Source organism: Gordonia sp. BP-119 (genome assembly GCF_016924115.1).
In the GTDB taxonomy this organism is placed as follows: domain Bacteria; phylum Actinomycetota; class Actinomycetes; order Mycobacteriales; family Mycobacteriaceae; genus Gordonia; species Gordonia hongkongensis.
In genome coordinates this window covers 1-25,849 of the sequence record NZ_JAFFZF010000054.1, presented here as the reverse complement: position 1 = coordinate 25,849, position 25,849 = coordinate 1, and the positions used below count along the sequence as shown (strand labels likewise).

The 25,849-nt window shown below is 69.0% G+C and carries 18 protein-coding genes; 6 read left to right on the top strand and 12 right to left on the bottom strand.

The window, feature by feature from the left end; all coding sequences use genetic code 11:
- Positions 1-141: 141 nt before the first annotated feature.
- Positions 142-624, bottom strand: a complete 483-nt coding sequence (locus tag JW364_RS21845) for an NUDIX hydrolase (protein WP_058249916.1) — start codon at positions 622-624, stop codon at positions 142-144.
- A 349-nt stretch (positions 625-973) separates the two neighbouring features.
- Here JW364_RS21845 and JW364_RS21840 point away from each other — a divergent pair, with 349 nt between their 5' ends.
- Genes JW364_RS21840 through JW364_RS21830 form a run of 3 tightly spaced genes read left to right on the top strand, consistent with a single transcriptional unit; the run spans position 974 to position 6,023 of the window.
- A complete protein-coding gene (locus JW364_RS21840; protein ID WP_058249606.1) occupies positions 974-2,425 on the top strand; it encodes a hypothetical protein in 1,452 nt (483 codons plus the stop codon).
- Positions 2,422-3,417, top strand: coding sequence for a glutamate ABC transporter substrate-binding protein (locus JW364_RS21835; RefSeq protein ID WP_068971009.1), 996 nt, complete (start codon positions 2,422-2,424; stop codon positions 3,415-3,417). The genes JW364_RS21840 and JW364_RS21835 overlap by 4 nt, the downstream gene beginning before the upstream one ends.
- A gap of 5 nt (positions 3,418-3,422) precedes the next feature.
- Positions 3,423-6,023, top strand: a complete 2,601-nt coding sequence (locus JW364_RS21830; protein ID WP_068971010.1) for a serine/threonine-protein kinase — start codon at positions 3,423-3,425, stop codon at positions 6,021-6,023.
- 2 nt (positions 6,024-6,025) lie between these two features.
- Here JW364_RS21830 and JW364_RS21825 read toward each other — a convergent pair whose 3' ends face one another.
- From JW364_RS21825 to JW364_RS21795, 7 genes are all read right to left on the bottom strand, one after another.
- The gene (locus JW364_RS21825) at positions 6,026-7,765 is read right to left on the bottom strand and encodes an HNH endonuclease signature motif containing protein (RefSeq protein ID WP_205334333.1); all 1,740 of its coding nucleotides are present in this window, start codon (positions 7,763-7,765) and stop codon (positions 6,026-6,028) included.
- Positions 7,766-8,142: 377 nt separating this feature from the next.
- Positions 8,143-9,363, bottom strand: coding sequence for an acetate kinase (locus tag JW364_RS21820; RefSeq protein ID WP_068972077.1), 1,221 nt, complete (start codon positions 9,361-9,363; stop codon positions 8,143-8,145).
- The gene (gene pta / locus JW364_RS21815) at positions 9,360-11,558 is read right to left on the bottom strand and encodes a phosphate acetyltransferase (RefSeq protein ID WP_068972078.1); all 2,199 of its coding nucleotides are present in this window, start codon (positions 11,556-11,558) and stop codon (positions 9,360-9,362) included. Before pta ends, JW364_RS21820 begins: the two co-directional genes overlap by 4 nt.
- A 42-nt stretch (positions 11,559-11,600) precedes the next feature.
- Positions 11,601-13,250: an FAD-binding oxidoreductase gene (locus tag JW364_RS21810; protein WP_068972083.1), complete on the bottom strand. Its 1,650-nt coding sequence runs from the start codon at positions 13,248-13,250 to the stop codon at positions 11,601-11,603.
- Between the two features lie 11 nt (positions 13,251-13,261).
- The gene (locus JW364_RS21805; RefSeq protein ID WP_065630369.1) at positions 13,262-13,867 is read right to left on the bottom strand and encodes a TetR/AcrR family transcriptional regulator; all 606 of its coding nucleotides are present in this window, start codon (positions 13,865-13,867) and stop codon (positions 13,262-13,264) included.
- 17 nt (positions 13,868-13,884) lie between these two features.
- Complete coding sequence (locus JW364_RS21800; RefSeq protein ID WP_068972079.1) at positions 13,885-14,484, bottom strand: hypothetical protein; 600 nt, start codon at positions 14,482-14,484, stop codon at positions 13,885-13,887.
- Positions 14,442-15,533, bottom strand: coding sequence for a DMT family transporter (locus JW364_RS21795; protein ID WP_205334332.1), 1,092 nt, complete (start codon positions 15,531-15,533; stop codon positions 14,442-14,444). The genes JW364_RS21800 and JW364_RS21795 overlap by 43 nt, the downstream gene beginning before the upstream one ends.
- A gap of 96 nt (positions 15,534-15,629) precedes the next feature.
- On the opposite strand from JW364_RS21795, the gene JW364_RS21790 reads away from it, so the two are divergent.
- A complete protein-coding gene (locus JW364_RS21790) occupies positions 15,630-16,529 on the top strand; it encodes a LysR family transcriptional regulator (protein ID WP_137809650.1) in 900 nt (299 codons plus the stop codon).
- Here the strand turns inward: JW364_RS21790 and fgd are convergent, their stop codons facing one another.
- Positions 16,530-17,540: a glucose-6-phosphate dehydrogenase (coenzyme-F420) gene (fgd, locus tag JW364_RS21785; RefSeq protein ID WP_065630452.1), complete on the bottom strand. Its 1,011-nt coding sequence runs from the start codon at positions 17,538-17,540 to the stop codon at positions 16,530-16,532.
- A gap of 233 nt (positions 17,541-17,773) precedes the next feature.
- Here fgd and JW364_RS21780 point away from each other — a divergent pair, with 233 nt between their 5' ends.
- Entirely contained in the window at positions 17,774-19,690 is a 1,917-nt protein-coding gene (locus JW364_RS21780; RefSeq protein WP_137809649.1) for an ABC transporter ATP-binding protein, read from the top strand.
- Positions 19,691-19,895: 205 nt separating this feature from the next.
- Here the strand turns inward: JW364_RS21780 and JW364_RS21775 are convergent, their stop codons facing one another.
- The 3 genes from JW364_RS21775 to JW364_RS21765 all read right to left on the bottom strand — a co-directional run bounded on the left by JW364_RS21775 (position 19,896) and on the right by JW364_RS21765 (position 21,639).
- Complete coding sequence (locus JW364_RS21775) at positions 19,896-20,177, bottom strand: hypothetical protein (protein ID WP_058252308.1); 282 nt, start codon at positions 20,175-20,177, stop codon at positions 19,896-19,898.
- Between the two features lie 75 nt (positions 20,178-20,252).
- On the bottom strand, positions 20,253-20,660 hold the full coding sequence (locus JW364_RS21770; protein ID WP_068972081.1) for a YidH family protein: 408 nt from the start codon (positions 20,658-20,660) through the stop codon (positions 20,253-20,255).
- Between the two features lie 4 nt (positions 20,661-20,664).
- Positions 20,665-21,639: an alpha/beta hydrolase gene (locus JW364_RS21765; protein WP_137809647.1), complete on the bottom strand. Its 975-nt coding sequence runs from the start codon at positions 21,637-21,639 to the stop codon at positions 20,665-20,667.
- A 159-nt stretch (positions 21,640-21,798) separates the two neighbouring features.
- On the opposite strand from JW364_RS21765, the gene JW364_RS21760 reads away from it, so the two are divergent.
- A complete protein-coding gene (locus JW364_RS21760; RefSeq protein ID WP_137809646.1) occupies positions 21,799-25,665 on the top strand; it encodes a Pls/PosA family non-ribosomal peptide synthetase in 3,867 nt (1,288 codons plus the stop codon).
- The last annotated feature ends 184 nt before the right edge of the window (positions 25,666-25,849 follow it).

The following is a 25,849-nucleotide window of genomic DNA, read 5'->3' as shown; positions in this document are numbered from 1 at the left end:
GACCGAGTTCACATCCAGAAACTCACCCTGACGATCCGGCTCACCCTGCATACCCACCAGGATCCCAGCCCACCAGGCAAACCCGCTCACCCCACACCGAAACGACACCGACTATTTCAGCAGTCTCTTAGGGAGCGGTGATCAGCTCTGGGGATCCAACATCGCGATCCGCTCGCGGAGGACGGGCCACGCGAGTCCGAACGCGGGGTGCAGTGGGAGTTGATCGACGCGCTTCTCGTCGACCCATCGCAGTTCCGTGGATTCGAAGTTGGCGACCGTGCGGACCGGCGAGTCCGTCTCGGCGATGACCGTCGTGTAGGTCCATCCGCCGGGCGCCTCGAGGGTGACGACCGCGGCGACGACGCGCAGGTCGTCGGCGGTGATCCCGGCTTCTTCCTCGGCCTCGCGGATCGCGGTGTCGATGGCACCCTCGTGCGAGTCGCGGGCCCCGCCGGGCAGCGCCCACGTGCCGCCCTGATGCGACCACGCGGCGCGGTGTTGGAGGAGCACCCCGGTCGATCCGTCCGGCAGCGGCGCCCGCAGCAGCAGACCTGCCGCGCCGTGGATACCCCAGTATCGAGAACCGTCGGGATCGATCACCCAGCCGTCGCCGTCGCCGCGCACCACGCCTCCTCGCAACCCGGTCGCCCCGACCGGGTGCCTCCACCGTAAGTGAGATGCGCAACACCTGCCAGGGAGACCGCGAAGCCCTCTCATCGCGGCTCGGAACCACGAGGTGCCGTCGGCGAGCACCCGGCACGCGCGAACCGCCGAGGTCGGCGGCGCGGCGCCGGTCGACTCGGGAGGAACCCGGCACGATGACATAGGGTGAAACACGCACGACCCGGTGAACGATGACCCAGATGACACAACCCCTGACGTTGATCGCCCGGTCACGCGAATCCGGAACGGGGAACCGGTGACCGTAGGACCGCACCGGAGACGATCCAGCGTTTGAGAAGGGATCAGGTAGGTGACCGGCGACGCGTCCTCCGTGCGGACGGCGCTGACGCGTGGCGGTCGCACGATCCGTCCGGCGCAGGCCTCACCCCCGATCCGCCAGGTGCTGGCCGACCGACGCGAACTCGTCGCCACCGCCCGGGAACGCGCCCAGTCCCCGTTCCAGACCCTGCGCCACTTCGCCGTCACGACCCCCGGCAAGCTGATCATCATCTGCGGAATCCTGGCGCTCGGCTGTCTGAGCACCGGCCTGTACGCATCGACGGTCCTGGAGGATCGCACCCAGACCCTGCAGCGCCTCATCGATCGGACCGAACCGCTCGCCGAGGCCGCGCAGGTTCTCTACAGCTCGCTGTCGATCGCCGATGCGTCGGCGAACGCGGCGTTCATCTCCGGCGGACTGGAGACCCCCGATCTGCGGCAGCGCTACTCCGACGCGCTGGCGACGGCGTCGTCGTCGCTGATCCTGGCGACCGGCACGTCCAGCGAACCCGGTTCCGGCATGGTGTCGGACCGGGCCGAGCAGGCGGTCAGCGCCGATCTCGAGACCCTGTCCACCTCGATCCCGGTCTACAGCGGACTCATCGAGACGGCGCGGACGAACAACCGGCTCGGCAACCCGGTGGGATCGGCGTATCTCGGCCAGGCGTCGTCGATGATGCAGGACCAGATCCTCCCGGCCGCCCAGCGCCTCTACGAACGGCGATCGATGGCCATCGCCGACCCCCAGCAGACCCTCACCCGTCCACCCTGGACCGTGTACGCGCCGCTGCTGTTCCTGCTCGCCGCGCTTGTCCTGACGTCGCGCTACCTGGCGCGGCGGACCCGGCGGCGGTTCAACATCGGCATCGTGGCGGCCATCTTCGCCCTCAGCGTCGGGACCCTGTGGTTGCTCGCCTCCGGTCTGATGTCGGTGGCCGCCACCAGCGATGCCCGCACCGAGGGCGCCGACCCGCTCCGCGACCTGACCGCCGCCCGGATCCTCACCCAGCAGGCGCGGTCGGCCGAGACGCTCTCGCTCATCCGCCGCGGTGATCAGGGCGGTCTCGAGCGCAGCTTCTCCGCGGCGACCAGCGAGATCGGCAACATCGTCGACGACGTCCGCGAGGGCACCGAAGACGGCGACAGCGCGGTCACCGGCGAACAACTGGACACGGTCACGGCGGCGCTGACCGAGTGGCGCCGCACCGACGCCGCGGTCCGCCGCTACATCCAGACCGGCAACTTCGGTCTCGCGCGCCTGCACACCGTCGGCGACGGACCGGACAGTTCGGCCCGCGCCTACACCGCGGTGGACACCGCGCTGGTCGATGCGATCACGACTGCCCGGAACTCCTTCCGGGACGACATCAACACCGCGCAACGGGTCCTCGGGTTCACCGGCACCGGCATCCTGCTGCTCACCGTCTTCGCCGGCGTCGCGGTCGTGGGCGGTCTCATCCCGCGCATCCGGGAGTACCGATGACCGTCCCCTCGCCTCGCCGCCTGCTGACCGTCGTGGTCCTGCTCGCGCTCACCGGCCTCGTCGCCACCGGCTGCGTGCGTTTCCCCGCACCCGACTCACCCCCACCGACGGCGACCGCCGGGCAACCGATGCTGCCCGGCGTCCAGTTCGACGTGCCCGTCGAACCGCCGCCGAGTTCCGAGGCCTGCAACGCGACCCTGACCCTGCGGCCGCCCGCCCAGATGCCGCCGCCTGCTCAGATGCCGATCAATTCGACGATGGCCGGCATCCTCGAGCGGGGCCGGCTCATCGTGGGGCTCGACATCGGGTCCAACCTGTTCAGCTTCCGCGATCCGATCACCGGCGACATCCAGGGCTTCGACGTCGACATCGCGCACGAGATCGCCGGCGCCATCTTCGGCGACGACCGCCGCGTCGAGTTCCAGGTGCTGAGCTCGGCGCAGCGGATCGACGCCCTGCGGGACATGACGGTCGATCTGGTGATCAAGACGATGAGCATCACCTGCGACCGGTTGCGCGACATCAGTTTCTCGGCTCCTTATTACGTCGCGTCCCAGCGCATCCTGTCGTTCCGGAACTCGAACGTGACCGGTCCGGCGCAGCTCGCCCACAAGCGGGTCTGCGCCGCGCGCGGGACCACCTCGATCGGTCGTATCCAGGCCATCCAGCCCCGAGCCACGATCGTCAGCACGACGACCTGGGCCGATTGTCTGGTCCTGATGCAGCAGGGTCAGATCGACGCGGCGACCACCGACGACGCGATCCTCGCCGGTCTCGCCGCGCAGGATCCGTGGTTGCGGGTCGTCGGCCCCAGCCTCGGCGAGGAGTTCTACGGCGTCGGGATTCCCAAGGGCCAGGACGACATGATCCGGTTCGTCAACGGCGTGCTCGAGCGCATCCGGGTGACCGGCCGCTGGCAGGAGATCCGGGACCGGTGGCTGTCCATCCTCGACAGTGGGTACGGCGCTCCCCAGCCGTACTACCGGGACTGATCCCCATGGACGACGCGGCCCGAAACGATCACGACACAGACGACGTCACCCACGGCGAACGGGGCGACGACCTCGGCACCCAGCGGGTCTCGCTCGACGCCCTGCTCGGCGACGACGACACCGGCCTCGACGGTCCCGGCCCGGGCGGTGGCCGTCCCGGTGGTGAGGACGCGGAGACGACCGCGAAGGTGGTCGACGTCGGCACCCAGCGGGCCGACCTGGCGGCGCTGACCGAGGGCCCCGACGACATGGACGACACCACCGACCCCCGGCCCGGCCGACGCACCGACCCGGATGTCGGAACCCAGGCCGTCGCACCGGTGTTCACCGTGGGGGTCGACCCCGACGACCGGACCGACCGCGTCGAACGGCAACCTCCGGCCGTGCCCCTTCCGGAACCCGACTCCGGTCCGCTCGGCCGGCGTCTGGTTCCGCGGCGCCGGCCTCCGGTGCACGAGCGGCGGCTCGGCAGCGGCCTGGTCGAGATGCCGAAGATCACCGACATCGAACCCGAGGACGCCGTCATCGACGACCCGGTGATCGCCGACAGCAAGCGGTTCTGCTGGCGCTGCGGCAAACCTGTCGGTCGAGCCGAGGGCGAGGGCGCCGGTCCCCCGACCGGCGACTGCGGCAACTGCGGCGCCCGGTACTCCTTCGTCCCGGGACTGGCTCCCGGAACATTGGTCGCCGACCAGTACGAGATCGCCGGCGCCATCGCCCACGGCGGCCTCGGCTGGATCTACCTGGCCATCGACCGCAACGTGAGCGACCGGCCCGTCGTCCTCAAAGGCCTGCTGAATTCCTCGGATTCGGAGGCGCAGCGCGTCGCGGTCGCGGAACGGCAGTTCCTGGCCTCGGTCAACCATCCCGGGATCGTCAAGATCTACAACTTCGTCGAGCACGTCGACGACGATGACCGCTTCGGTTACATCGTGATGGAGTACATCGGCGGCCAGACGCTCAAACAGATCACCGCGGGCGATCCGGACAACTCCCTGCTGTCGGTGGAGCAGGGCCTGGCCTACATCCTGGAAGTGCTTCTCGCCGTGGGCTATCTGCACTCGGTCGGCCTGGTCTACAACGACGTCAAACCCGAGAACATCATGGTCGGCAGCGACGAGGTGAAGCTGATCGACCTCGGCGCCGTCTCGCCGATCAACGGCTACGGGCACCTCTACGGCACGCCCGGGTTCCAGGCACCGGAGATCGTCAAGACCGGACCGCAGATCGCGACCGACATCTACAGCATCGGACGCACCCTCGCAGTCCTGACCGTGCCGATGGAGATGCGGAACGGACGCTACGTCGACGGTCTGCCCGCCGCGTCGAAAACGCCTGTCTTCCGGAACAATCCGTCGTACCACCGCCTCCTGCAGCGCGCCACCGCCCCCGACCCGGCCGACCGGTTCGTCTCCGCGGAGGAGATGAGCACCCAGGTGCTGAACGTGTTGCGCGAGACGGTCGCCGTCCACACGGGGGTCCCGCGGCCCGCGCTGTCCACGGTCTTCACCCCGCAGCGCTCGACGTTCGGCACCGACCTGATGCTCGCACCCGTCGACGGCTTCTTCGACCCCGATCAGGCGGCGTTCTACGATCCGGTGGACATCGCCAACGCCCTGCCCGTCCCGCTGGTCAACCCCCTCGACCCGGCGGCGAGTCTGCTCACCTCGGCGGCGCTGTCCGACCCGCGACAGACCCTGGATTCCATCAACACCGCCCGGGCAGAGGGTTTCGCCTCGCTCTTCGGCGGCCGGCCGGTCAAGAACGCTCACCCGTCGCGGGAGATCGACCTCGCCGAGGCCCGCGCGCATCTGCAGCTCGACGACGTCGACACCGCGCTCGCCCTTCTCCAGGAAGTCCGCGCCCACCACGGTGATTCGTGGCGGGTCGAGTGGTACATGGGCATCTGCGCGTTGATGAACGACGAACCCGAACTGGCCTACGAGCGCTTCGACGAGGTCCTCGGTGCGATGCCGGGCGAGGTCGCGCCCAAGCTCGCCGTCGCCGGTACCGCCGAACTCATCGGCCGCTGGCTGGCCGACGAGAAGGGTCCGGCGAAGTCTGCCGAGAAGATCGCCAAACTGTATGACGTTGCGCAACATCACTATCACGATCTGTGGCTGACCGATCACAGCATCGTGACCGCCGCGTTCGGTCTGGCCCGGCTCGCCGTGGCGGCCGGTGACATCGATGCCGCGATCCAGCCGCTCGACGAGGTGCCGGCCACCAGCCGCCACTTCAACACCGCGCGCGCGACGGCGATCATCGCGCTCGTGCACGGCCGACCCACCTCGCAGGTGACCCGCGAGCAGATCGTCGAGGCCGCACGACGTCTCGAGCAGATCCCGGACACCGAACCGCGCAAGGCCCGGATGCTGCTCATCGTGCTGGGCACCGCGCTGGGCTGGATCCACGACAATCCCGACGACGCCAAGCAGGACAACGAACCCTCGACGCTGCTCGGCTTCCCGTTCACCGAGTACGGCATTCGCACCGGCACCGAACGTTCGCTGCGCCAGCTGGCCCGCCTGACCCGAACCAACCGGGACCACCGGTTCATGCTCGTCGACCTCGCCAACTACGTCCGGCCGAATACGTTGTTCTAGGGCTATCCGAAGAACGTCCCCGCTGCGTTGCGCACGAGCGGGTCTTCGCCCAGGAGCTCCGCGAGGTGGGCCTCGACCGGTGACGGACGGGTGCTGCGACGCACGCGCAGTGGCGGTCGGACGTCGATGACGTGGCTGGTTTTCAGCCATGAGCGGCGCGCTCGATCGTCGGGCCCCCTGCTCCCTGCGGAGCTTGCGGAAGGCGCGTCAGCCCGGTTCCCTGAGGAGCGCCCGGAGCTTGCGGAGGGCGCGTCACGAAGGGTCGGGCGCGTCTGACCGCCGGGCCGGGTTGGTGGTCCGTGGATCTCGTCGCGCACGGTGTTCAGGTGTTCTGCGAACCGCCGGGGTATGTCGGGTCGGCGGTTCAGCCGACCGGGATTGGGCGGTGCGCCGGCTTCGGCGTTCAACCGCCAGACGCAGCGGCCTTCGTCGGGTCCGGACCGGGCGATGCGGGTGGTGTACTGCCCGGGCTGGTCACCGACCATCCGGTTATGTCGCGGGCAAGCAGGGGCGAGGTCGTCGATGTCGGTGAGACCGCCCTTGGCCCAATCCCTGTGGGCGTGATGCATGTCGACGTGGGTGGCGGGCTGATCACACCCGGGTGCCGAACACACTTCCCCGTCGGGGCGGGCAAAGGACACGAGGCGCTGTTCGCGGGTGGCCAGACGTCTGCCGCGCCCGAAGTGCAGCGGCACAGTGGTGGCGTCTTTGAAGATCGCCAACCACGGCTGGACCTCACCGGCCATCGCGATCAAGTCCCGGATGGGCAGCAGGGTGCCGGTGGCCGTGGTCGCGAGTCCGGCACCCTGGATCAGGTCGGAGAGGTCGGCTTTGACGATCAACTGGACGGGCAGGCCGCGATGCGAGGTGCCGAGTGCGCCGTCGGCGAAACCGGCGGCCAGTGCGGCGTCGAGCGCGTCGTGATTGGACTGGGCGGGGGTGCGTCCGTCGCGATCGGCGGCGGCGGTGAGGGCGTCGGGGTCGGCGGTGCCGGCCGGGCCTTGGGGCGACTGGGGGTCGTCGGGGTTGTTGAGCCCGGGTTTGCCCCAGACAGCGAACATCATGGTGAGCCGGGCGGCGAGTGCGGGAGTGAGGGTGCCCGAGATCTTGGCGGTGCCATCGGCGCGTTGCCGACCGATCCACAGGCCGCGGCGTCGTTTCTGCTCGGTGTCGTCGGACAGGGTTCCGTCGGGATCGAGGTGGGCGAGCAGTCGCGAGCCGAGCTGGGTGATCTCGGCGGGCGTGTGAGCTTCGGCGATCTCGGCCATCTGCCGCTCGGCGGCGACTTTCACGTCGTGTTCGACAGCATGCGGGATCTGGTCGAGGACATCGATGGCGGCCTGGACGTGCCCGGTTCCCACGGATCCGGTGGCGAAAGCTTCTGCCAGCGTGGGGTGTTCAGGTTCGAGACGGTCGCCGTTGAGGCAAGTCAGCGCGGCGGTGGCGTTCAGCTGCTTGCGTCGACGCATCGGGTTGGAGATCCGCAGCCGGTGGGTCATGAACTGCATCAGAGTGCGGCAGCCGGTCTTGCGGGGCAGATCCCGAGCCTCGATTTCGGCGATTTGGCGGTCGCCGGCGTAAGTGGTTCGAGCGATCGCGCGTTCGGTAGCGGCGGCGACTTCCATCAGTTCTTCGTCGGTGCACGGGGACAAGTCGACGGTCTGCAGTTTGTCGAGGGTCGCGTGCAGATCGGCCACCAACTCGACGGCGCGCGGTTGCGGCGTTATTGATTCGTCAGACATTGTCACCCCCCCCCGGAGACGTTTGCACGAATACATGATCGAGTGTAACGGCTATGCCGCTGGGGTGCAATGGTTTTCGTTGACCATCCGCAGAGCTCATCTTGTCGGTGGCGCGTGATAAGGGCAACCGCAACTCGAACTATGCTGCGTCTTGTCACTTATCCGGTTGCCTCCCAACGCAGCCATCCTGCCTAACAATCCGCGGTGCCGACCCTTCTTCGGAGCCGGAATGTCGACCTCCGAGTACGCGGTCGGGACGATGCCAACGCGCCAACAGGCTGGGCCCCACCTACCGGCCGGCACAACAGCCACCACCCACTCCAAACCGGTGCGTCCTTCGTGAGCTCGCTCAGCGGCCCGCGCCGTCAGCACAACCTTCAGCGGGACGCACGGACCTCAAACCCGACCACCGCCGCCGACTGCCGTGCGATGGCCAACTCCTCATTGGTCGGAACGACGAGCACGTCCACCGCGCTGTCGTCGGCCGAGATGCGTCGAGCCTCCTTGCCACGCTGAGCGTTTCGCTCGTCATCGACGATGATCCCGAACCCTTCCAACCCCGCCAGCGCACGGGCGCGGACGACTGCGGAGTTCTCCCCCACCCCGGCCGTGAAAGTGATGGCATCGACGTGGCCGAGGGCGAACGCGTACGCACCGAGGTAGCGGCGCAGACGGTGGATGTAGACGTCAAAGGCGCGTCGGGCGGCGTCGTCACCGTCGTCCATCAATTCGGTGATCGTGCGGAAGTCGTTCTCGCCGCACAGACCTCGAAGTCCCGAACGCTTGTTGAGCAGCGTGTCGATCTCGTCGACGGACAGGTTCGCCACCCGGTTCAGATGCAGGACCAGCCCGGGGTCGAGGTCACCGCTGCGGGTTCCCATCACCAGTCCCTCGAGCGGGGTCATACCCATCGACGTGTCGATCGGCTGCCCGCCCGCGATGGCCGACGCCGACGCGCCGTTGCCCAGGTGCAGCACGATCTGGTTCAGCGACGCCGGGTCGCGGTCGAGGAACTCGGCCACCCGACCGGAGACATACTCGTGGCTGGTGCCGTGAAAACCGTAGCGGCGGATCGCATGTTCGTCCGCGACCGCACGGTCGATCGCGTATGTCGCCGACGCGTCGGGGAGACCGTGGAAGAACGCGGTGTCGAACACGGCCACCGAGGGGACGTCGGGGAGCAACTCCCGGGCCGCCAGGATGCCGACCAGGTTGGCCGGATTGTGCAGCGGCGCCAGCGGGGAGATCCGCTCGATCTCCGAGATCACCTCGGGGGTCACCACCGTCGGCTCGTAGAACGACCGGCCACCGTGCACCACCCGATGTCCGACCGCGCTCAGTCCCGCGTCGGCCAGATCGGTTCCGTTGTCGGCGAAGAAGCGTTCCGCCCGTCGGACCGCGGCGAGGTGATCGTCGAGTTCCAGTGTCTCGGTGACGGTCTCGCCGTTCTGTTCGTGTGTCATCGACGAACCGGAGTCGCCGATCCGCTCCGCGATGCCCTCCGCGATCACCGTGCCGTCCGCCGGTTGCACCAGTTGGTATTTCAGCGACGACGAGCCGGCGTTGAGCACCAGCACCGCACCCGACGCCCCGCTCATCGGGGACCCTCGGCCTCGGCGGAGGCGACGTTCTCGGCGAGGGGGTCCACGCCCTCCTGCTGGGCCTGGATCGCGGTGATGGCGACCGTGTTCACGATGTCCGACACGAGGGCGCCACGGCTCAGGTCGTTGATCGGCTTGTTCAAGCCCTGCAGCACCGGGCCGATCGCGACCGCCCCCGCGCTCCGCTGCACCGCCTTGTACGTGTTGTTGCCCGTGTTGAGGTCGGGAAAGATCAGCACGGTCGCACGGCCGGCCACCGGCGAGTCGGGCATCTTGGTCTTCGCCACCGAGGGTTCCACCGCGGCGTCGTACTGGATCGGCCCCTCGACCAGCAGATCGGGTTGCCGCTCGCGCACGAGTTCGGTTGCGGTCTTGACCTTCTCGACGTCGGCGCCCGATCCGGACGTCCCGGTCGAGTACGACAGCATCGCGACCCGGGGATCGATACCGAAGGCCGCGGACGTCTGCGCCGAGGAGATGGCAATGTCGGCGAGCTGTTCGTCGGACGGATCCGGGACGATGGCGCAGTCGCCGTACGCGAGCACCTTGTCGGCCAGGCACATGAAGAACACGCTCGACACGGTGGACACACCCGGTTTGGTCTTGATGATCTCGAAGGCCGGCCGGATCGTGTGGGCCGTGGTGTGCGACGCCCCCGACACCATCCCGTCGGCGCGCCCGGTGTGCACCATCATCGTGCCGAAATACGACACGTCACGCATCTTCTCCTGGGCCCGTTCCAGATCCATACCCTTGTGCTTGCGCAGCTCGGTGTAGATCCGGGCGAACTCGTCGAGATACTCCGACTCGGCCGGGTCGATGACCGTGACGTCGGAGAGGTCGAGTCCGAGTTCGATGGAACGCTCGCGCACCGCTTCGGGATCACCGAGCAGAGTGAGGTCGGCAACGCTGCGCCGCGCAAGCCTGTTGGCGGCCCGCAGGATCCGGTCGTCGTCGCCCTCCGGTAACACGATGTGCTTTCGGTCGGCGCGCGCACGGGAGATCAGGCGGTACTCGAACATCTGCGGCGTCACCACGGTCGGCGTCGACACGTTGAGGTTGCGCATGACCTTCTCGGGGTCGACATGGGTCTCCATCATCGCCAGCGCGGCCTCGATCTTGTGTACCGAGCCCACCCCCACCTTGCCGCGCGTGTGAGCGGCGGTACGCGCGGTGTCGTAGGTGCCCTGCGGGCAGCTGATGATCGGCAGGGTCGGCTTCAACCCGCTCACCAGCGCCTCGATCATCGGGTGCGGTTTGAGTCCGCCGTTGAGGATGATGCCGGCGAGACGCGGGAAACCCTGTGCGGTGTTGGCGTTCACGAGTGCCAGGAGAACATCCGACCGGTCGGCGGGCGTGATGACCACGGTGCCGTCGGTGAGCCGCTCCAGGATGTGCTCGACGGTCATGCCACCGACCATCACCCGGAGCGCCTCGCGGTCGAGCAATTCCTCGTCACCGCTGTACATCGTCGCGCCGAGCGCCTCCTTGAGCTCCCCCATCGTGGGGGCGAAGAGCACCGGCTCCTCGGGTAGGCACAGTGCCGGAATCCCGGTGCTGCGCAACTGGTCCCGGATCTCGTCGAGGCGGTCGGGGTCGCACCGGTTGGCAACCAGGGCGACGGGGGTGGCATGGGCAGCGGTCACCTCGGCGATCAGCCCCTCGGCCAGACCGTGCATCTCTTCCGGCGACCGGTCGATCGCCTTGATCGCCAACACCATCGGCGCCGAGAGATTCGCGGCGATCCGGGCGTTGTAGCTCAGCTCCGACGGGGTGCCGACGTCGGTGTAATCCGAACCGACGATGACCACGCGGTCGCAGCGGGACTGGATCGCGTGGAAGCGCGCGACGATCTCGGCAACCGCGCCCTCGGGATCGTTGTGCACCTCCTCGTAGGTGACACCGAGACAGTCCTCGTACGGGAGGTCGGCGGATTCGTAGTCGAGGAGAAGATCGAGGATCGGATCACGATCCTCCGCGGCCGTCCGCGAGATCGGACGGAACACCCCGACCCGCCCGCCGGTGGCCGACAGCAGGGCCAGCAACCCCAGCGCGACGATGGACTTTCCGGTCTCGCCTTCAGCCGAGGCGATGTAGATGCTGGTCGTGGGGTCGGCGACGATCTGATCCGCGCTCGCGGGTCTGTCGGGGTCGGCGGTCTGGACTCTATCCGTGGCCATGCGCCCCAGCATAGTGGCGGACGGGCCGGGCAACCCCGGTCCCGGAGTCGGGCGTCAGAGCAGAATACCCGGGTTGCACACACCGTCGGGATCGAGCGACGCCTTCACCGCCCGCAACGCGTCCAGGGCCAGGGGCCCGATCTCGTCGTGGTACGCGTCACGGTGATCCCGCCCGACCGCGTGATGATGGGTGATGCTGGCACCGGACGCCCGGATCGCGGAATTGGCCGCGACTTTCGCCGCCGCCCACTGCGCCAGCGGGTCGTCGGCGAACGGTGCGACGACCGTGAAGTACAGCGAGGCACCCGACGCGTAGACGTGACTGACATGGCACATGATCAGCGGCGGCGTACCCGACGCGGTGAGCGAGTCCGTCAGGGCGGCCGTCACCGCGGCGCGCACGTCGTGCAGCCGCGACCAGAACGCGACGGTCTCGAGCGTCTCGACCAACACCCCGGCATCGAGCAACGGGTCGCGAAGGTACGGTCCCGCGAAACGTCCTGTCCGCCAGGCCTCTCCGGGACCCTCCCCCAGCGCCCCGCCACCGGCGTCGATCAACACCGACGATGCCGCATCGCGTCGCCGCGCCACCTCGTCGGCCGCACCCTCGTACCCGGCGACGACCAGACACCCGCCATCGCCATCGCCATCGCCATCGCCCTCACCGCTCCCGGCGCCGGCGTCATCCGGCCCGCTCGCTTCGCTCCCGGCGCCGACGGGATCAGCGAGATTCAACGCCGTCTCCACCTCGTCGGACAGGCGGAGCACCGTCGGCAGCGGACCGTCCTGGGCCAGCCGACGGAGAGCGGTCGCGCCCTCGGCGAACGAGGCGAACCGCCAGGCGTCGAAGACGCGGGCCGTCGGGGCCGGGCGGATACGGATCTGCACGCTCGTGATGACCCCGAACACGCCCTCCGACCCGAGGACCAGCTGACGCAGGTCGGGTCCGGCCGCCGACCGCGGCGCGGTACCGAGTTCGACGGTTCCGCGCGGAGTCGCCAACACGAGGCCCTCGACCATCTCGTCGAAGCGCCCGTATCCGGCCGACGACTGGCCGGCCGAGCGAGTGGCGGCATAGCCACCGATTCCGGCGCCCTCATAGGACTGCGGGAAATGACCGATGGTCCAACCCTTCTCGCGCAGGAGCGCCTCGGCCGCGGGTCCGCGCAGACCGGCCTGCAGGGTCGCCGTCCGGGAGATCTCGTCGATCTCCACCACGCGGTCGAGGCGGCGAAGGTCGAGACTGATCACGCCGGCGAGTCCGGCGCGGTCCGGCGTCAACCCACCCACCACGGATGTCCCGCCGGTGAACGGCACCACCGCGATCCGTCGCTCCGAACACACCCGCAGGATCGCGACCACTTCGTCGTGGTCGCCCGGGTACACGACGAGGTCGGGCGCGTCGTCGGCGTCACCCGCGCGCAACCGCAGGATGTCCGGGGTGGAGTACCCGCGCGTGTGCTGCACCCGTGCCGCGTCCGCGTCGGAGACGTTGTCGGCGCCGACGACCGCCGAAATATCCTCGCGGACAGCAGCATCGACCGTCGACCGAGCCGGCGAGATGGTGTCCGGGTCGACGCCGGCGGCGGCTTCCCGGTCCCCGGCCAGAGCTGCTGCGGCGCCGGGCAGCTCGGCGGTGCGCGCCGGGTCTCCCCACCGCGGGCGGAGCATCCCCACGACGGGGATCGCGGTTTCGTCGGACATGTGCTCACCGGTCATCGGACCGGGCCCGGCCGGTTGCCGCCCGTCGGCGCGCCACCGCTCTCGGTGTCGTCTCGGACGATCGCCCGCACGACCAGTTCGGCGATCTGCTCGTCACTCAGGAAGCTGTCGGGGATGAGCATGAGGGAGTAGATGGTGCGCACGAGGAACTCCGCGGCCCCCCGCGGGGTGGGGAACAGCTGGTCCCCGATCTCGGGTTCCAGATCGGGCAGGGCCTCCGACACGATCTGATGGATGAGCGTGGGCCCGGCCGAATCGTTGGTGGCGACGAGCGCGCGGACCACTTCCTCCGGCTCCTTGCGCAGCACGTACTGCAACGCGTCGTGGTTGCGGATGTAGGGCAGCACGTTCACCACCTGCGCGTGGATCTTGCCCGCGGCGTCGGGCGCGGTCGCCGACCATTCGATCAACTTGACCCGCAGCAGCGACACCTCGCGTTCCACGATGGCCGTGACCAGCGCTTCGCGGCCGCCGAACATCCGGTAGGCGGTCGCCCGCGCCACCCCGGCGTGCCGGGCCACCGACGTCAGACTCAGCGTCTTGGCCCCGAACCGGGACACCAGCCCGACTCCGACATCCACCATGCGGTCACGATCCATGCGAAAACCGTAGCGAATCAGGATGCGGCGGGAACCGTCGTGGTGGTCGTCGTGATCACGGCGCGCTCCGGTGCGGCGTCCTCGGTGGTCGGAGGTGTCGTGGTGATCCCGGCGGAATCATCCGGTTCGGATGACGTCGAGGGCGCCGACGGGACAGGCGCCGGTGACGTACGGCGGACCGAAGGCGTCGTCCGCGCCGGCTCCGGCGTCTCGGCGCGCGCGGTGATCGTGGTCTGCCGGTCCACGCGGTCGGCGCCCGCACCGCCGCCGAGGCAATGGACGACGAAGGTCCTCGGCACATTCGGATACACCGACGCCGTGAGGGCCCCACGCGACCCCGGCCCCATCGTGGTGGCGGCGGTGGGGTGGACCGCGCCGCTCGGTGTGAGGGTGCATTCCACCGCCGGATTGCGCGTCGCATTGTTGTAGAGACCGATCTGCAACCGGGTCCCGTCGACGCGGTACGAACACCCGGGGATCGGTCCGGAACCGGTGAGCGGTCCGCAGTTCACACTGGGCGACGCCGCGGGCGACTCCGAGTCGACAGCCAGAAGCGTTGTCGCCGTGGCGAAAGTCAGCGATCCGCCGATGGCGAGGCCGGCGACGAACTTGCGCATGGCGATGTCTCCTCGGTTGCGGTCGTGCCGGAAACGCGTCGTATATCGGAGGGCGTCATCGTCGGCGACGACACGTCCAGGCTACGCGCCGACCGGCCCGTACGCGGCCTCATCGGCAGCAACCGCCGGGCGATGGCGACCCCACCGAGACAAAGGAGTCCCCCGACGATGCCGACGCCGGTGGGCAACTCGTCGAGCAGCGCCCACGACAGGACGATGACGATCGCGGGGACCACGAGGGTGGTGGCCGCCATCGCACTCGCGTCGGTGCGGGCCAGCGCATAGGCCCACGTGGAGAACGCGATCGCGGTCGGCCCGACCCCGAGGTAGATCACCGCCCAGATCGCCCCCGACTCGGCGCCGGACAGCTCGGTTACGGCGACGGGGGCGAAGGGCGCGGTGGCCACGAGACCGGCGACCGCACCGAGCCAGGTCGCGGTCAGCGCGTCGACGCTGCGTAGGGCCGATTTTTGGATCAGCACACCGGTCGCGTAGAGAACCGCCGCGGCGACCCCGAGCACGATGCCGAGCCAGTCGGCGTGCGCGTCCGCGGTGGCGGACCCGCCGGCGGCGATCAGCACCACACCGGCGAAGGCGATCGTCATACCGATCACGAGGTGACGCGGAAACCCCTCTCCGAGAAAGAGTCCCGCGGCGACGGCCACGAGGATCGGTGCCAGGTTCACCAGCAGCGCCGCGGTCCCGGCGTCGAGGTGGCGTTCGGCCCAGTTCAACAGGACGGTGTAACCCGCGAACCAGGCGACCCCGTACGCCGTCACCAGGGCGAGCGCACGGCCGCGCGGTAGCAGCGGACGGGCCGGCGCCCCGGTTGTCCGTGCGCGCAGACGTACCACCATCACGATGAGCGTCAGCGGGATCACCGCCGCCAGCAACCGCAGGAACGCCATGGAACCCGGCGAGAACGTGTCACCGAGCGCGCGGATGCCGATGAACGCCGACGCCCACAGCACGACGGTGACGACGGCGGCCAGAGCCGGCAGGGATGCGGTGGCGGACCCAGCCGATGCCGGTGTCGGGCGCGAGGACATGTGTTCCAGATTTACTCATCCGGCACTTCAGGACAAGTGAATACTTGTTCCGAACATTTCAGCGCCGCTGCACAGTCGCCGCGGTATCGTCGCCCCATGGTCGACATCCATCGCCTTCGGGTTCTGCGCTCGGTCATCGGCGAGCAGTCCATCGGCGGAGCCGCGGCCTCGCTCGGATACACGCCGTCAGCGGTCAGCCAGCACATCGCCACCCTGCAGCGCGAGACCGGGCTGTCGCTGGTGAAGCGAGACGGTCGCGGCATCGTGCCCACCGAGGCCGGCACCATCCTGGCCCGCGAGTCCGACACCGTCTTCGAGCAGATCGCCCGTATCGACGGTCTGATCTCGGAGCTGCGCGACGGCCGGCTCGGTCAGCTGCGCATCAACTACTTCGCCTCGGCGGGCGCCACCTGGATCCCGCCGATCGTCGCCACCATCTCGCGCGAATTCCCCGGACTGCGACTGGATCTCCGCCTCATCGAGCTGATGGGCCCGTCGTCGGCGGCACCCGACATCGAGATCTATGTCGAGGACAGTCAACGCCCGTCCGCGGACGTGGCCGGGTTCGTCGGACGCCGGCTGACCACCGACCCGTATTCCGCTGTCGTACCCGTGGATTCAGCATGGGCGGCGCTGGAATCGGTGACCCTGCGCGAACTGTCCCAGGTGCCGTGGGTCGACAACGACGTGGCGCGGGGACCCTGCCGGCAGGCAGTGCTCGACGCATGTACGTCGGTCGGTTTCGTACCCGACTTCAGCGTCGAGACCCAGGACTACCCGACCGCGATACGGTTCGTCGCGGCCGGGGTCGGACTCACCGTCGTCCCCCGGCTCGCGCTCGTCGACCTGCCGCCCGGCGTCACGGCAGTTCCCATTGTCGACCCGACGCCCGCACGCGAGGTGCGGGTCCGGGTGCGACAGAGCGGACTCGACCTGCCGCCCGTCCGACGAGTGCTCGAGATGCTCGACGCCGCTGTCGCGCAGGATTTTTCGTGATCAGCCGAGTTTGCGTAGGCGCGGGGCGAGGTCGCGTTCGAAGTTCTCCAGGAACCGCTGCTGGTCGTGTCCGGGGGCGTGGAAGACGAGGTGGTTGAGTCCGGCGTCGGTGTAGAACTTGACCTTCTCGACGGCCTCGTCGGGGTCGGAGGAGACGATCCACCGTTTGGCGACCTGTTCGATCGGGAGCTCATCGGCCAGCCGCTCCATCTCGGTCGAGCTGTTGACGCTGTGCTTCTGCTCCGGGGTCAGCGACAGCGGGGCCCAGAACCGGGTGTTCTCCAGCGCCAGTTCGGGATCGGGATCGTAGGAGATCTTGATCTCGATCATCTTGTCGATGGTGTCGACATCGCGCTCGGCCTTGGCCGCACCCTCGGCGACCGCGGGCAGCAGCTTCTCGGTGTAGAGCTCGGGCCCCTTGCCCGAGGTACAGATGAAACCGTCGCCGGCACGGCCCGCATAGCGTGCGACCACCGGCCCGCCGGCGGCGACGTAGACCGGGATCGGTTGCTCGGGAATGTCATACATGTAGGCGCCCTGCGTGTGGTAGTACTCGCCGTCGAAGTTGACCTCTTCGCCGGTCCACAGTTCGCGCATGAGTTTGATCGACTCGCGCAGGCGCGCGAAGCGTTCCTTGAACTCCGGCCACTCTCCCTGGAAACCGGTCGCGTACTCGTTGAGCGCTTCGCCGGTGCCGACACCGAGCATGATGCGTCCGGGGTAGAGGCAGCCCATCGTGGCGAAGGCCTGCGCGATGACCGCGGGGTTGTAGCGGAAGGTCGGGGTCATGACCGAGGTGCCGATCTGCACGCGCTTGGTGCGCTCGCCGACCGCCGCCATCCAGGCCAGCGAGAACGGGGCGTGGCCGCCGTTGTGCCGCCAGGGCTGGAAGTGATCGCTCACCGCAACCGAATCCATGCCGTGCTCTTCAGCCGCGACCGCGATCTCCACCAGCTCGCGCGGATCGAACTGCTCCGCCGATGCCTTGAAACCGAGCTTGAGTTCTGCCATGTCCATCGCTCCTTCGCCACCGGCCCTCACCCGCCGGCGCGGGCCGGTCTGCGGAGTCGGCCCCATCGTCGTGTGACCTCGCATACCAACGTAGAGCATGCGGACAGACGCCGACGTCGGGAGCCGGACGGGACCTCAGCCGGCCGGGGCGACCCAGCATGTTCGCACTCGGGATTCCTCTGGCAGCGAAAAAGCTGGACCTCAAGTTGGGTTTAAGTTCTACCGTGGACGGCATGAGTATGCAGTCCGTGGCCTGGGACATGATGTACAAGTCCTCCACCCAGCCCAGCAGCAAGCGATTACGGGGCGACCGCCGGGTGACACTTCGCCGTATCGGTGGGTTCGCCCGACCGCACCGACGCCGGATCGGATGGTTCCTCCTGCTGTCGGTCTTCACCGCGGTGCTGACCGTCGTGACCCCGCTGTTGGCGGGTCGCGTCGTCAACGTCATCACCGAGAGCGGCTCGGAGATGATGATCGTCGGACTCGCGGTCGCCATCGCGCTGATCGCCGTCGCCGAGGCCGCCGCGGGAATCGGGGTCCGGTGGCTGTCGGCGAACATCGGGGAGGGTCTCATTCTCGACCTACGGCGAGCTGTCTTCGACCACGTGCAGCGGATGCCGATCGCGTTCTTCACCCGCACCCGCACCGGGGCCCTGGTGAGCCGGCTCAACAACGACGTCATCGGCGCCCAGCGGGCATTCAGCGACACCTTGTCCGGCGTCGTGTCCAACATCGTCACCCTCACCCTGACGCTGGGCGTCATGATCGCGATCAGCTGGCAGATCACGTTGCTGGCGCTGATCCTGCTGCCGGTCTTCGTGATACCGGCGCGGCGGATGGGCCGGCGCATGGCCGCGCTCTCCCGCGAGGCCGCCGAGCACAACGCCCGGATGTCGACGCAGATGACCGAGCGCTTCTCCGCCCCCGGCGCCACGCTGGTGAAACTGTTCGGGCGCCCCGATCTCGAGTCGCGCGAGTTCGCCGACCGCGCCGACCGGGTCCGCGACATCGGCGTACGGCGGTCGATGTTGCAGGCGTACTTCATGACGACGCTGATGCTGGTGTCCGCGTTGGCCCTCGCCCTGGTCTACGGGCTCGGCGGATGGCTTGCGGTACAGGATCATCTGTCCGCGGGCGCGGTCGTCTCTCTGGCTCTGTTGCTCACCCGGATGTACGCGCCGCTCACGGCCCTGGCGAACGCACGCGTCGAGATCATGAGCGCCCTGGTCAGTTTCGAGCGCGTCTTCGAGGTCCTGGACCTGCAACCCCTCATCGCCGACGCACCCGACGCGGTCCCGGTGCCCGGTACCGAGAGCGGGCGGCTCGTGCCGGTGTCCGTCCGATTCGACGACGTGTCCTTCGCCTATCCGGCGGCGGACAAGGTGTCGCTGGCATCGCTGGAAGAGGTTGCCCAGCTCGACAATCGGGCCGGCACGACGGTCCTGCACCATGTCGACCTCGATGTCCCGGCCGGCAGCATGGTGGCTCTCGTGGGCAGTTCCGGTGCCGGCAAGTCGACCATCGCGAGTCTCGCGACCCGCCTCTACGACGTCGACGAGGGCTCGATTCAGCTGGCCGGAGTCGACATCCGGAAACTGCAGACCGCATCGGTCCATCGAACCGTCGGTCTCGTCACCCAGGACGGCCACCTCTTCCACGACACCATCCGGGCGAATCTCGTGCTCGCCCAGCCGAACACGTCCGATGACGAGATCTGGGACGCACTGCGACGGGCTCGGCTCGACGAGCTGGTCGGCTCGCTGCCCGACGGACTGGACACCGTCGTCGGCGAACGCGGTTACCGGCTGTCCGGCGGTGAGCGCCAACGCATGACGATCGCCCGCCTGCTGCTGGCACAACCGTCGGTGGTCATCCTCGACGAGGCGACCGCGCATCTCGATTCGACGTCGGAGGCGGCGGTCCAGGCGGCGCTCGGCGAGGCCCTCGAGGGACGGACCTCGATCGTCATCGCGCACCGGCTCTCGACGATCCGGGCCGCCGACGAGATCGTCGTGCTCGAAGCCGGGCGTGTCGTCGAACGCGGTGATCATCCGACGCTCCTGGCGCGCAACGGACGCTATGCCGAGCTCTACCGCACGCAGTTCGCCGAGGACGACCCCGAGGACTCGGATTCGCTGACGGCGTGACCCTTCGTGACGCGGCCCGGTTTCCTGCTCCCTGAGGTGCGAACGAAGCGAGCCCAACCACCGCTCCCTGAGGTGCGAGCGAAGCGAGCCACGAAGGGTCTCGCAAGGTGTCTCACCAGGCCCTTCGTGGCTCGTCGCTAGCGCTCCTCGCACCTCAGGGAGCAATGGATATGTCGTTCTCTCGGATCAGGGAGCAGGGGTGAGCTCAGTCGTCGAGGTCGTCGAAGTTGTCGATCAGGCCACGGCGCCGGGGGCGATCGTCGGTGTCCTTGACCCGTTCACCGAGGCGGCGGCGGAGCTGCATGGCGATCAGCACGACGTTCACGACGACCACGGCGATCCCGACGACCACCCAGAACCACCGGCCGTCCTGCCACCAGCCGACCGTCAGCCAGCCGATGCAGAAGATGAGGATGGTCGCGCCGACGATGGTCAGCGTCATCGAGAACGTCTGCGCGCTCCGCGAGAAGTCGGGGCCGGTGGTCACGATGATCTCCTGCAGTGGTGGACAGCTGATGGTCGCGGCCGCCGACATGGGCAGCGTGCCGTTGTGGAGCGCAGGTCAGGACTGGATCACCATGGCAACCGCGACGAGGACGGCCACCACCACTATCGCAGCGACCACAAGCATGACCTGCGTCGGCCCCGGCATCTCGCCACCGGAGGTCAGCGCTCGCGTGGTCCGTCGCCACCGCCAGGCCCCGAGAACCGCCAGCGAGGCACCGAGTCCGACCATCACGACGCCGAGCGTGATGTCGACCATCGGCGTCGTCTCGTCGGGAGCGAGGTAGACCACCGCGATACCGGCCGCCATGAAGCCGAGTGCGGTCCGGACCCAGGCGAGCAGCGTTCGTTCGGCGGCGAGGGTGAATCGGGCGTCCACTGCGCCTGGCGGTCTGGTCTCCAGCTCGTCGGCGTACGACTGCCCCGGGTTCACCGCATCCGGAGTCGCCGGGTTCGGGGCACTCACCCCGTCAGCCGGCCCGTTTGCCCGTTCGCTCGTCAGTGCTCTTGCCCTCTCGGATCGCTTCGGCGGCGAAGGCCGCGGTCACCTCGACCGCGTCCAGGGTCTCCGGGTGGCGGGCGCTCAACACCGGGAAGGCGTGCACCTGCCATGCGTAGAGGTGCGCCACGGCCGTGACGCCCGCAGCGTCGAGCGACTCGACGAGGTCGATGACGTCGGGCTCGAGCATCTCACCTTCGGCCGCGACCAGCACGGTCGGCGGGAACGAGGTGAGATCGGCGTCGGCGATGCGGCGCACACCGGTCAGCTGGACGGGCCCCTGATCGAACTGGGGCGCCAACCGGGCCATCTTCGACTTGGGCAGATAGGCGTCGGATCGACTCGAACGGTCCGGGTGGACCCCCAGGTCCATGTCGAGGAGTGGCGAGAACCCGATCAGCGCCGTGGGTGTGGGCAGGCCGCGCGCCGTGGCCGCCTCGACCACCTTCGCGGCCAAGAAACCGCCGGCCGAGTCACCGGCGACGATCACCCGCCGGAAGCCACGCTCGTTGATCAGCTCGGCGTAGGCGTCGACCGCGTCCACGACGGACGTCCCGACACCGGCCTTCGGCAGCTGCCGGTACTCGAGTGAGAACACCGGCACCTCACACGCCCGCGCCATCCGCGCGGCGATCGATCGGTGGGTGCCGAGCCCGCAGACCACGAAGGCCCCGCCGTGCAGGTAGAGCATCGCGGTGTCGCCGTCCCGGCGGGACGGTCCGACCGGCATGATCAGCTCGGCGGGTCGCCCGGCGAGGACCAGCTGCTCACGGACCACGCCGCGGGGTTTGGGTCCAACGGCAAAGATGCGGTCGATGAGGAACAGCCCCGCCAGCCCCTGCTTGTTGACCGGCCACAGCGCCAGGGTCGGTTTCAGCAGCGCACGCGCACCGAACCAGATGGGGAACGACCGCAGGCTCGGCCGACGGTGATGAACGATGGGCATCAGATTCCTCCTGTGCCCGAACGTACACCCCGGGAGCGTCCGTTTCAGTCCGTTCGTCGGGGTCGCCGTTCATGGTGTCGAGGTCGTTCGGTCACCTTCGTCGGCTATATTCTCGGACTCGTGACCAGATCGCGGATGCGCCCGGCAGGTGCCGTTTAGGTGCCCATTCCACCTCGATTCCTCCTGTCTGCACAGGCAGACCCGCCGCGCACCCTCTGCGACGTGCTCACCGCCACCGCGCGTGCACACCCGGATGCCGCGGCCATCGACGACGGCGAGATGACCCTCACCTACGGCCAGTTGCTGGCCGTGGTCCGCCGCACGGTCGCACGTCTCGGCGAGGTCGGCGTCGGGCGGGGAAGCCGGGTCGGCATCCGGATGCCGTCGGGGTCGCGGGACCTGTACGTCGCGATCCTGGCGACCCTCTATGCCGGCGCCGCGTATGTGCCGGTCGACGCCGACGACCCGGACGAACGCGCCGAGCTCGTCTTCGGCGAGGCCGAGGTCGACGCCATCGTCGACGCCGACGGACCCCGTTCGACGAAACCGGCGTCGACGCCTGCGCAACCCCCTGCCCGCCCCACACCCGACGACGACGCGTGGATCATCTTCACCTCCGGTTCCACCGGCAAGCCGAAGGGCGTCGCGGTCACCCACCGCAACGCGGCGGCGTTCGTCGACGCCGAGGCGGCCATGTTCCTGCCGGACGCCCCGATCGGCCCGCACGACCGTGTCCTGGCCGGACTGTCGGTCGCGTTCGACGCCTCGTGCGAGGAGATGTGGCTGGCGTGGCGCAACGGCGCGTGCCTGGTGCCCGCACCGCGCTCGCTGGTCCGCAGCGGGATGGACCTCGGGCCGTGGTTGGTGGCGCGCGACATCACGATCGTGTCGACGGTTCCCACGCTGGCATCCCTGTGGCCGCCGGAGGCGCTGGAAGCCGTGCGGCTGTTGATCTTCGGCGGCGAGGCCTGCCCGCCCGAGCTCGCCGACCGGCTCGCCGTCACCGGCCGCGAGGTGTGGAACACCTACGGCCCCACCGAGGCGACGGTCGTGGCGTGCGCCGCCCCGCTGGGAGGTGACGGCCCGGTCCGTATCGGATTGCCGCTGCGCGGTTGGGATCTCGCGGTCGTCGACGCCCAGGGCCAGCCGGTGGCCGAAGGCGAGGTCGGCGAACTGGTTATCGGCGGCGTCGGCCTGGCACGCTACCTCGATCCCGCGAAGGACGCGGAGAAGTACGCACCGATGCCCACGCTCGGCTGGGAACGCGCCTATCGCAGCGGCGATCTCGTGCGCCTGGACACCGCCGGCCTGTTGTTCATGGGCCGCGCCGACGACCAGGTGAAGGTCGGCGGACGGCGCATCGAACTCGGCGAGATCGACAACGCTCTGCAGAACCTGCCCGGCGTGAGCGGAGCCGCGGCCGCGGTCCGCAAGTCCGCGGCTGGCAACAGTCTGCTCGTCGGCTATCTCGTGTCGGCCGATCCCGGCTTCGACGTCGCCGAGGCGCACGCCGAACTACGACGACAGCTGCCCGCCGCGATGGTCCCCACCCTCGCCCTCGTCGACGAATTGCCCACGCGCACTTCGGGGAAGGTTGATCGTGATGCGCTGCCCTGGCCCCTGCCGGGCAGCGACAGACCAGTCGATGACGACGTTGAACTCAGCGAGACCGAACTGTGGCTGGCACAGCTGTGGACCGACGTCCTCGGCATGGCCGTCTCCAGCCCGGACGTCGACTTCTTCGCCGAGGGCGGTGGATCACTGGCCGCGGCCCAGCTCGTCACCGCGGTGCGGGAACGCTACCCCGACATCTCGGTGGCCGATCTCTACGACCGTCCGCGACTGGGCTCCATGGCCGAGATGCTCGACGCCCGCCGCCCGACGACGAGCATCGATGAACGCCTCGTCGAACCGACCCCGCGCTCGGCCGGGCTGGCGCAGCTCCTGCTGACCATCCCGCTGACGACGCTCACCGGATTGCAGTGGGCCACATGGCTCGGCGTGGCGAACAACGTGGCGCTGCTCGTCGCCGACCGGATGGATCGCACGGTCGAGTGGCTGGTCGAGATCAACTGGTGGGTCCTGCTCGCGGCGTTCCTGATCTTCATCACCCCGCCCGGCCGCATGTGCATCGCGGCGCTCGGTGCGCGGGTGCTCCTCGCCGGGGTCGCTCCGGGCGTTCATCCGCGGGGCGGGAGCGTCCACGTCCGCTTGTGGGTGGCCGAGCGACTCCTCGACGCCAGCGGTGCCGCCAACCTGTCCGGTGCGCCGTGGATGATCTACCTCGCGCGGGCTCTCGGGGCGTCGATCGGGCGCGGCGTCGACCTGCACACCATCCCGCCGGTGACCGGACTGCTCACGGTCGGGGACGGCGCGTCCGTCGAACCCGAGGTCGACATCTCCGGATGGTGGATCGACGGCGACGACGTCCACATCGGCGAGATCGCCATCAAACGCGGCGCGTCGATCGGTGCCCGGTCGACGCTCACCCCTGGTGCGGTCGTCGGGCGTGACGCGGTCGTCGCCCCGGGTTCGGCGGTGTTCGGCCGGGTCAAGGCCCGGCAGCACTGGGCCGGGTCGCCCGCGGTGAAGATCGGCAAGGCCGAGCATCCCTGGCCCGACCACCGGCCCCCGCGGGCGACGTGGTGGGTACCGATCTACGGACTGTCGTCGTTGGGGCTCGCCGCGATCCCCCTGCTCTCGCTGGCCTCGGGCCTGGCCGTCATCGGCGCCTGGGCGCTGACCGCGGACCGGTTGCGCGACGTCGGGATCCGCGCGCTGATCCTGTTACCCGTGGCCACCGTGACGAGCCTGTTCGTGTTCGCGGCGATCACCGCGGTCCTGGTCCGGCTCGCCTCGATCGGGCTCCACACCGGGTATCACCCGGTCCGGTCCCGCGTCGGCTGGCAGGTCTGGATCACCGAACGCCTCCTCGACGCGGCCCGCACGTATCTGTTCCCGCTGTATGCCAGCCTGCTGACCCCCACGTGGTTCCGCATCCTCGGCGCGAAGGTCGGCGAGGGAACCGAGATCTCGACCGCGCTCGTGCTCCCCCGATTCACCACGATCGGCGACGGCGCCTTCCTCGCCGACGACACGATGGTCGCGTCGTACGAACTCGGCGGCGGCTGGCTGCACATCGACGAGGCGAAGATCGGCAAGCGCTCATTCCTCGGCAACTCCGGCATGACCGGCCCCGGGCGCAAGGTCCCCAAGAACGGTCTGGTGGCCGTGCTGTCGGCGACGCCCGACCGGGCCAAGTCGGGCTCGAGTTGGCTGGGCAGCCCACCGGTCCGCCTGCGCCGCACCGCCGCCGAGATCGACACCTCGCGCACCTTCGACCCGCCGGCGACGCTCAAGGTCGCCCGCTCGCTGATCGAGACATTGCGCCTCGTGCCGGTCATGGTCTCGTTCGGGCTCGGCGTCGGACTACTGCTCGCGCTGCAGTACGTGGCCGTCCATGAGCACTACGGGCTCGCGGCAGCGGTGAGCGGTCTGCTCCTGCTGGTCGTCGGCGCGATCGCCTGCGTCACCGCGGCGGCGGCGAAATGGCTGGTCGTCGGCCGCATCACGGTGAGCGAACATCCGCTGTGGAGTTCGTTCGTGTGGCGGAACGAGCTGTCCGACGCCTTCGTCGAGACAGTCGCGGCTCCGTGGTTCGCCAACGCCGCGACCGGCACGCCGATCCTCAACCTGTGGCTGCGGATGCTCGGCGCCAAGATCGGCCGCGGCGTCTGGTGCGAGACCTACTGGCTCCCCGAGGCCGACCTCGTCACCCTCGGCGACGGCGCGACCGTGCAGCGCGGCTGCGTCGTGCAGACCCACCTGTTCCACGATCGGGTCATGGCCATCGACCGTGTCACGCTCGGGGCCGGCGCGACCCTCGGCCCGCACTGCGTCGCCCTACCGGCGTCCGGACTCGGCGACTCGGCGACCGTCGGGCCGGCATCGCTGGTCATGCGCGGCGACGTGGTCCCGGCCCACACCCGTTGGCAGGGGAACCCGATCGCTCCCTGGCCGCGCTGATCCGAGAGGATCGCATAACCCCACCCCTGCTCCCTGAGGTGCGAGGAGCGCAAGCGACGAGCCACGAAGACATCCCAGGGGTGCAAGGTGTCAAGCGGCGAGGTTGGCGCGGTGGTTCCAGGCGGTGTGTTCGTTGTAGAGGGTGCGGTGTTTGAGGCAGCCGTGGAGGATGCCGATGAGCCGG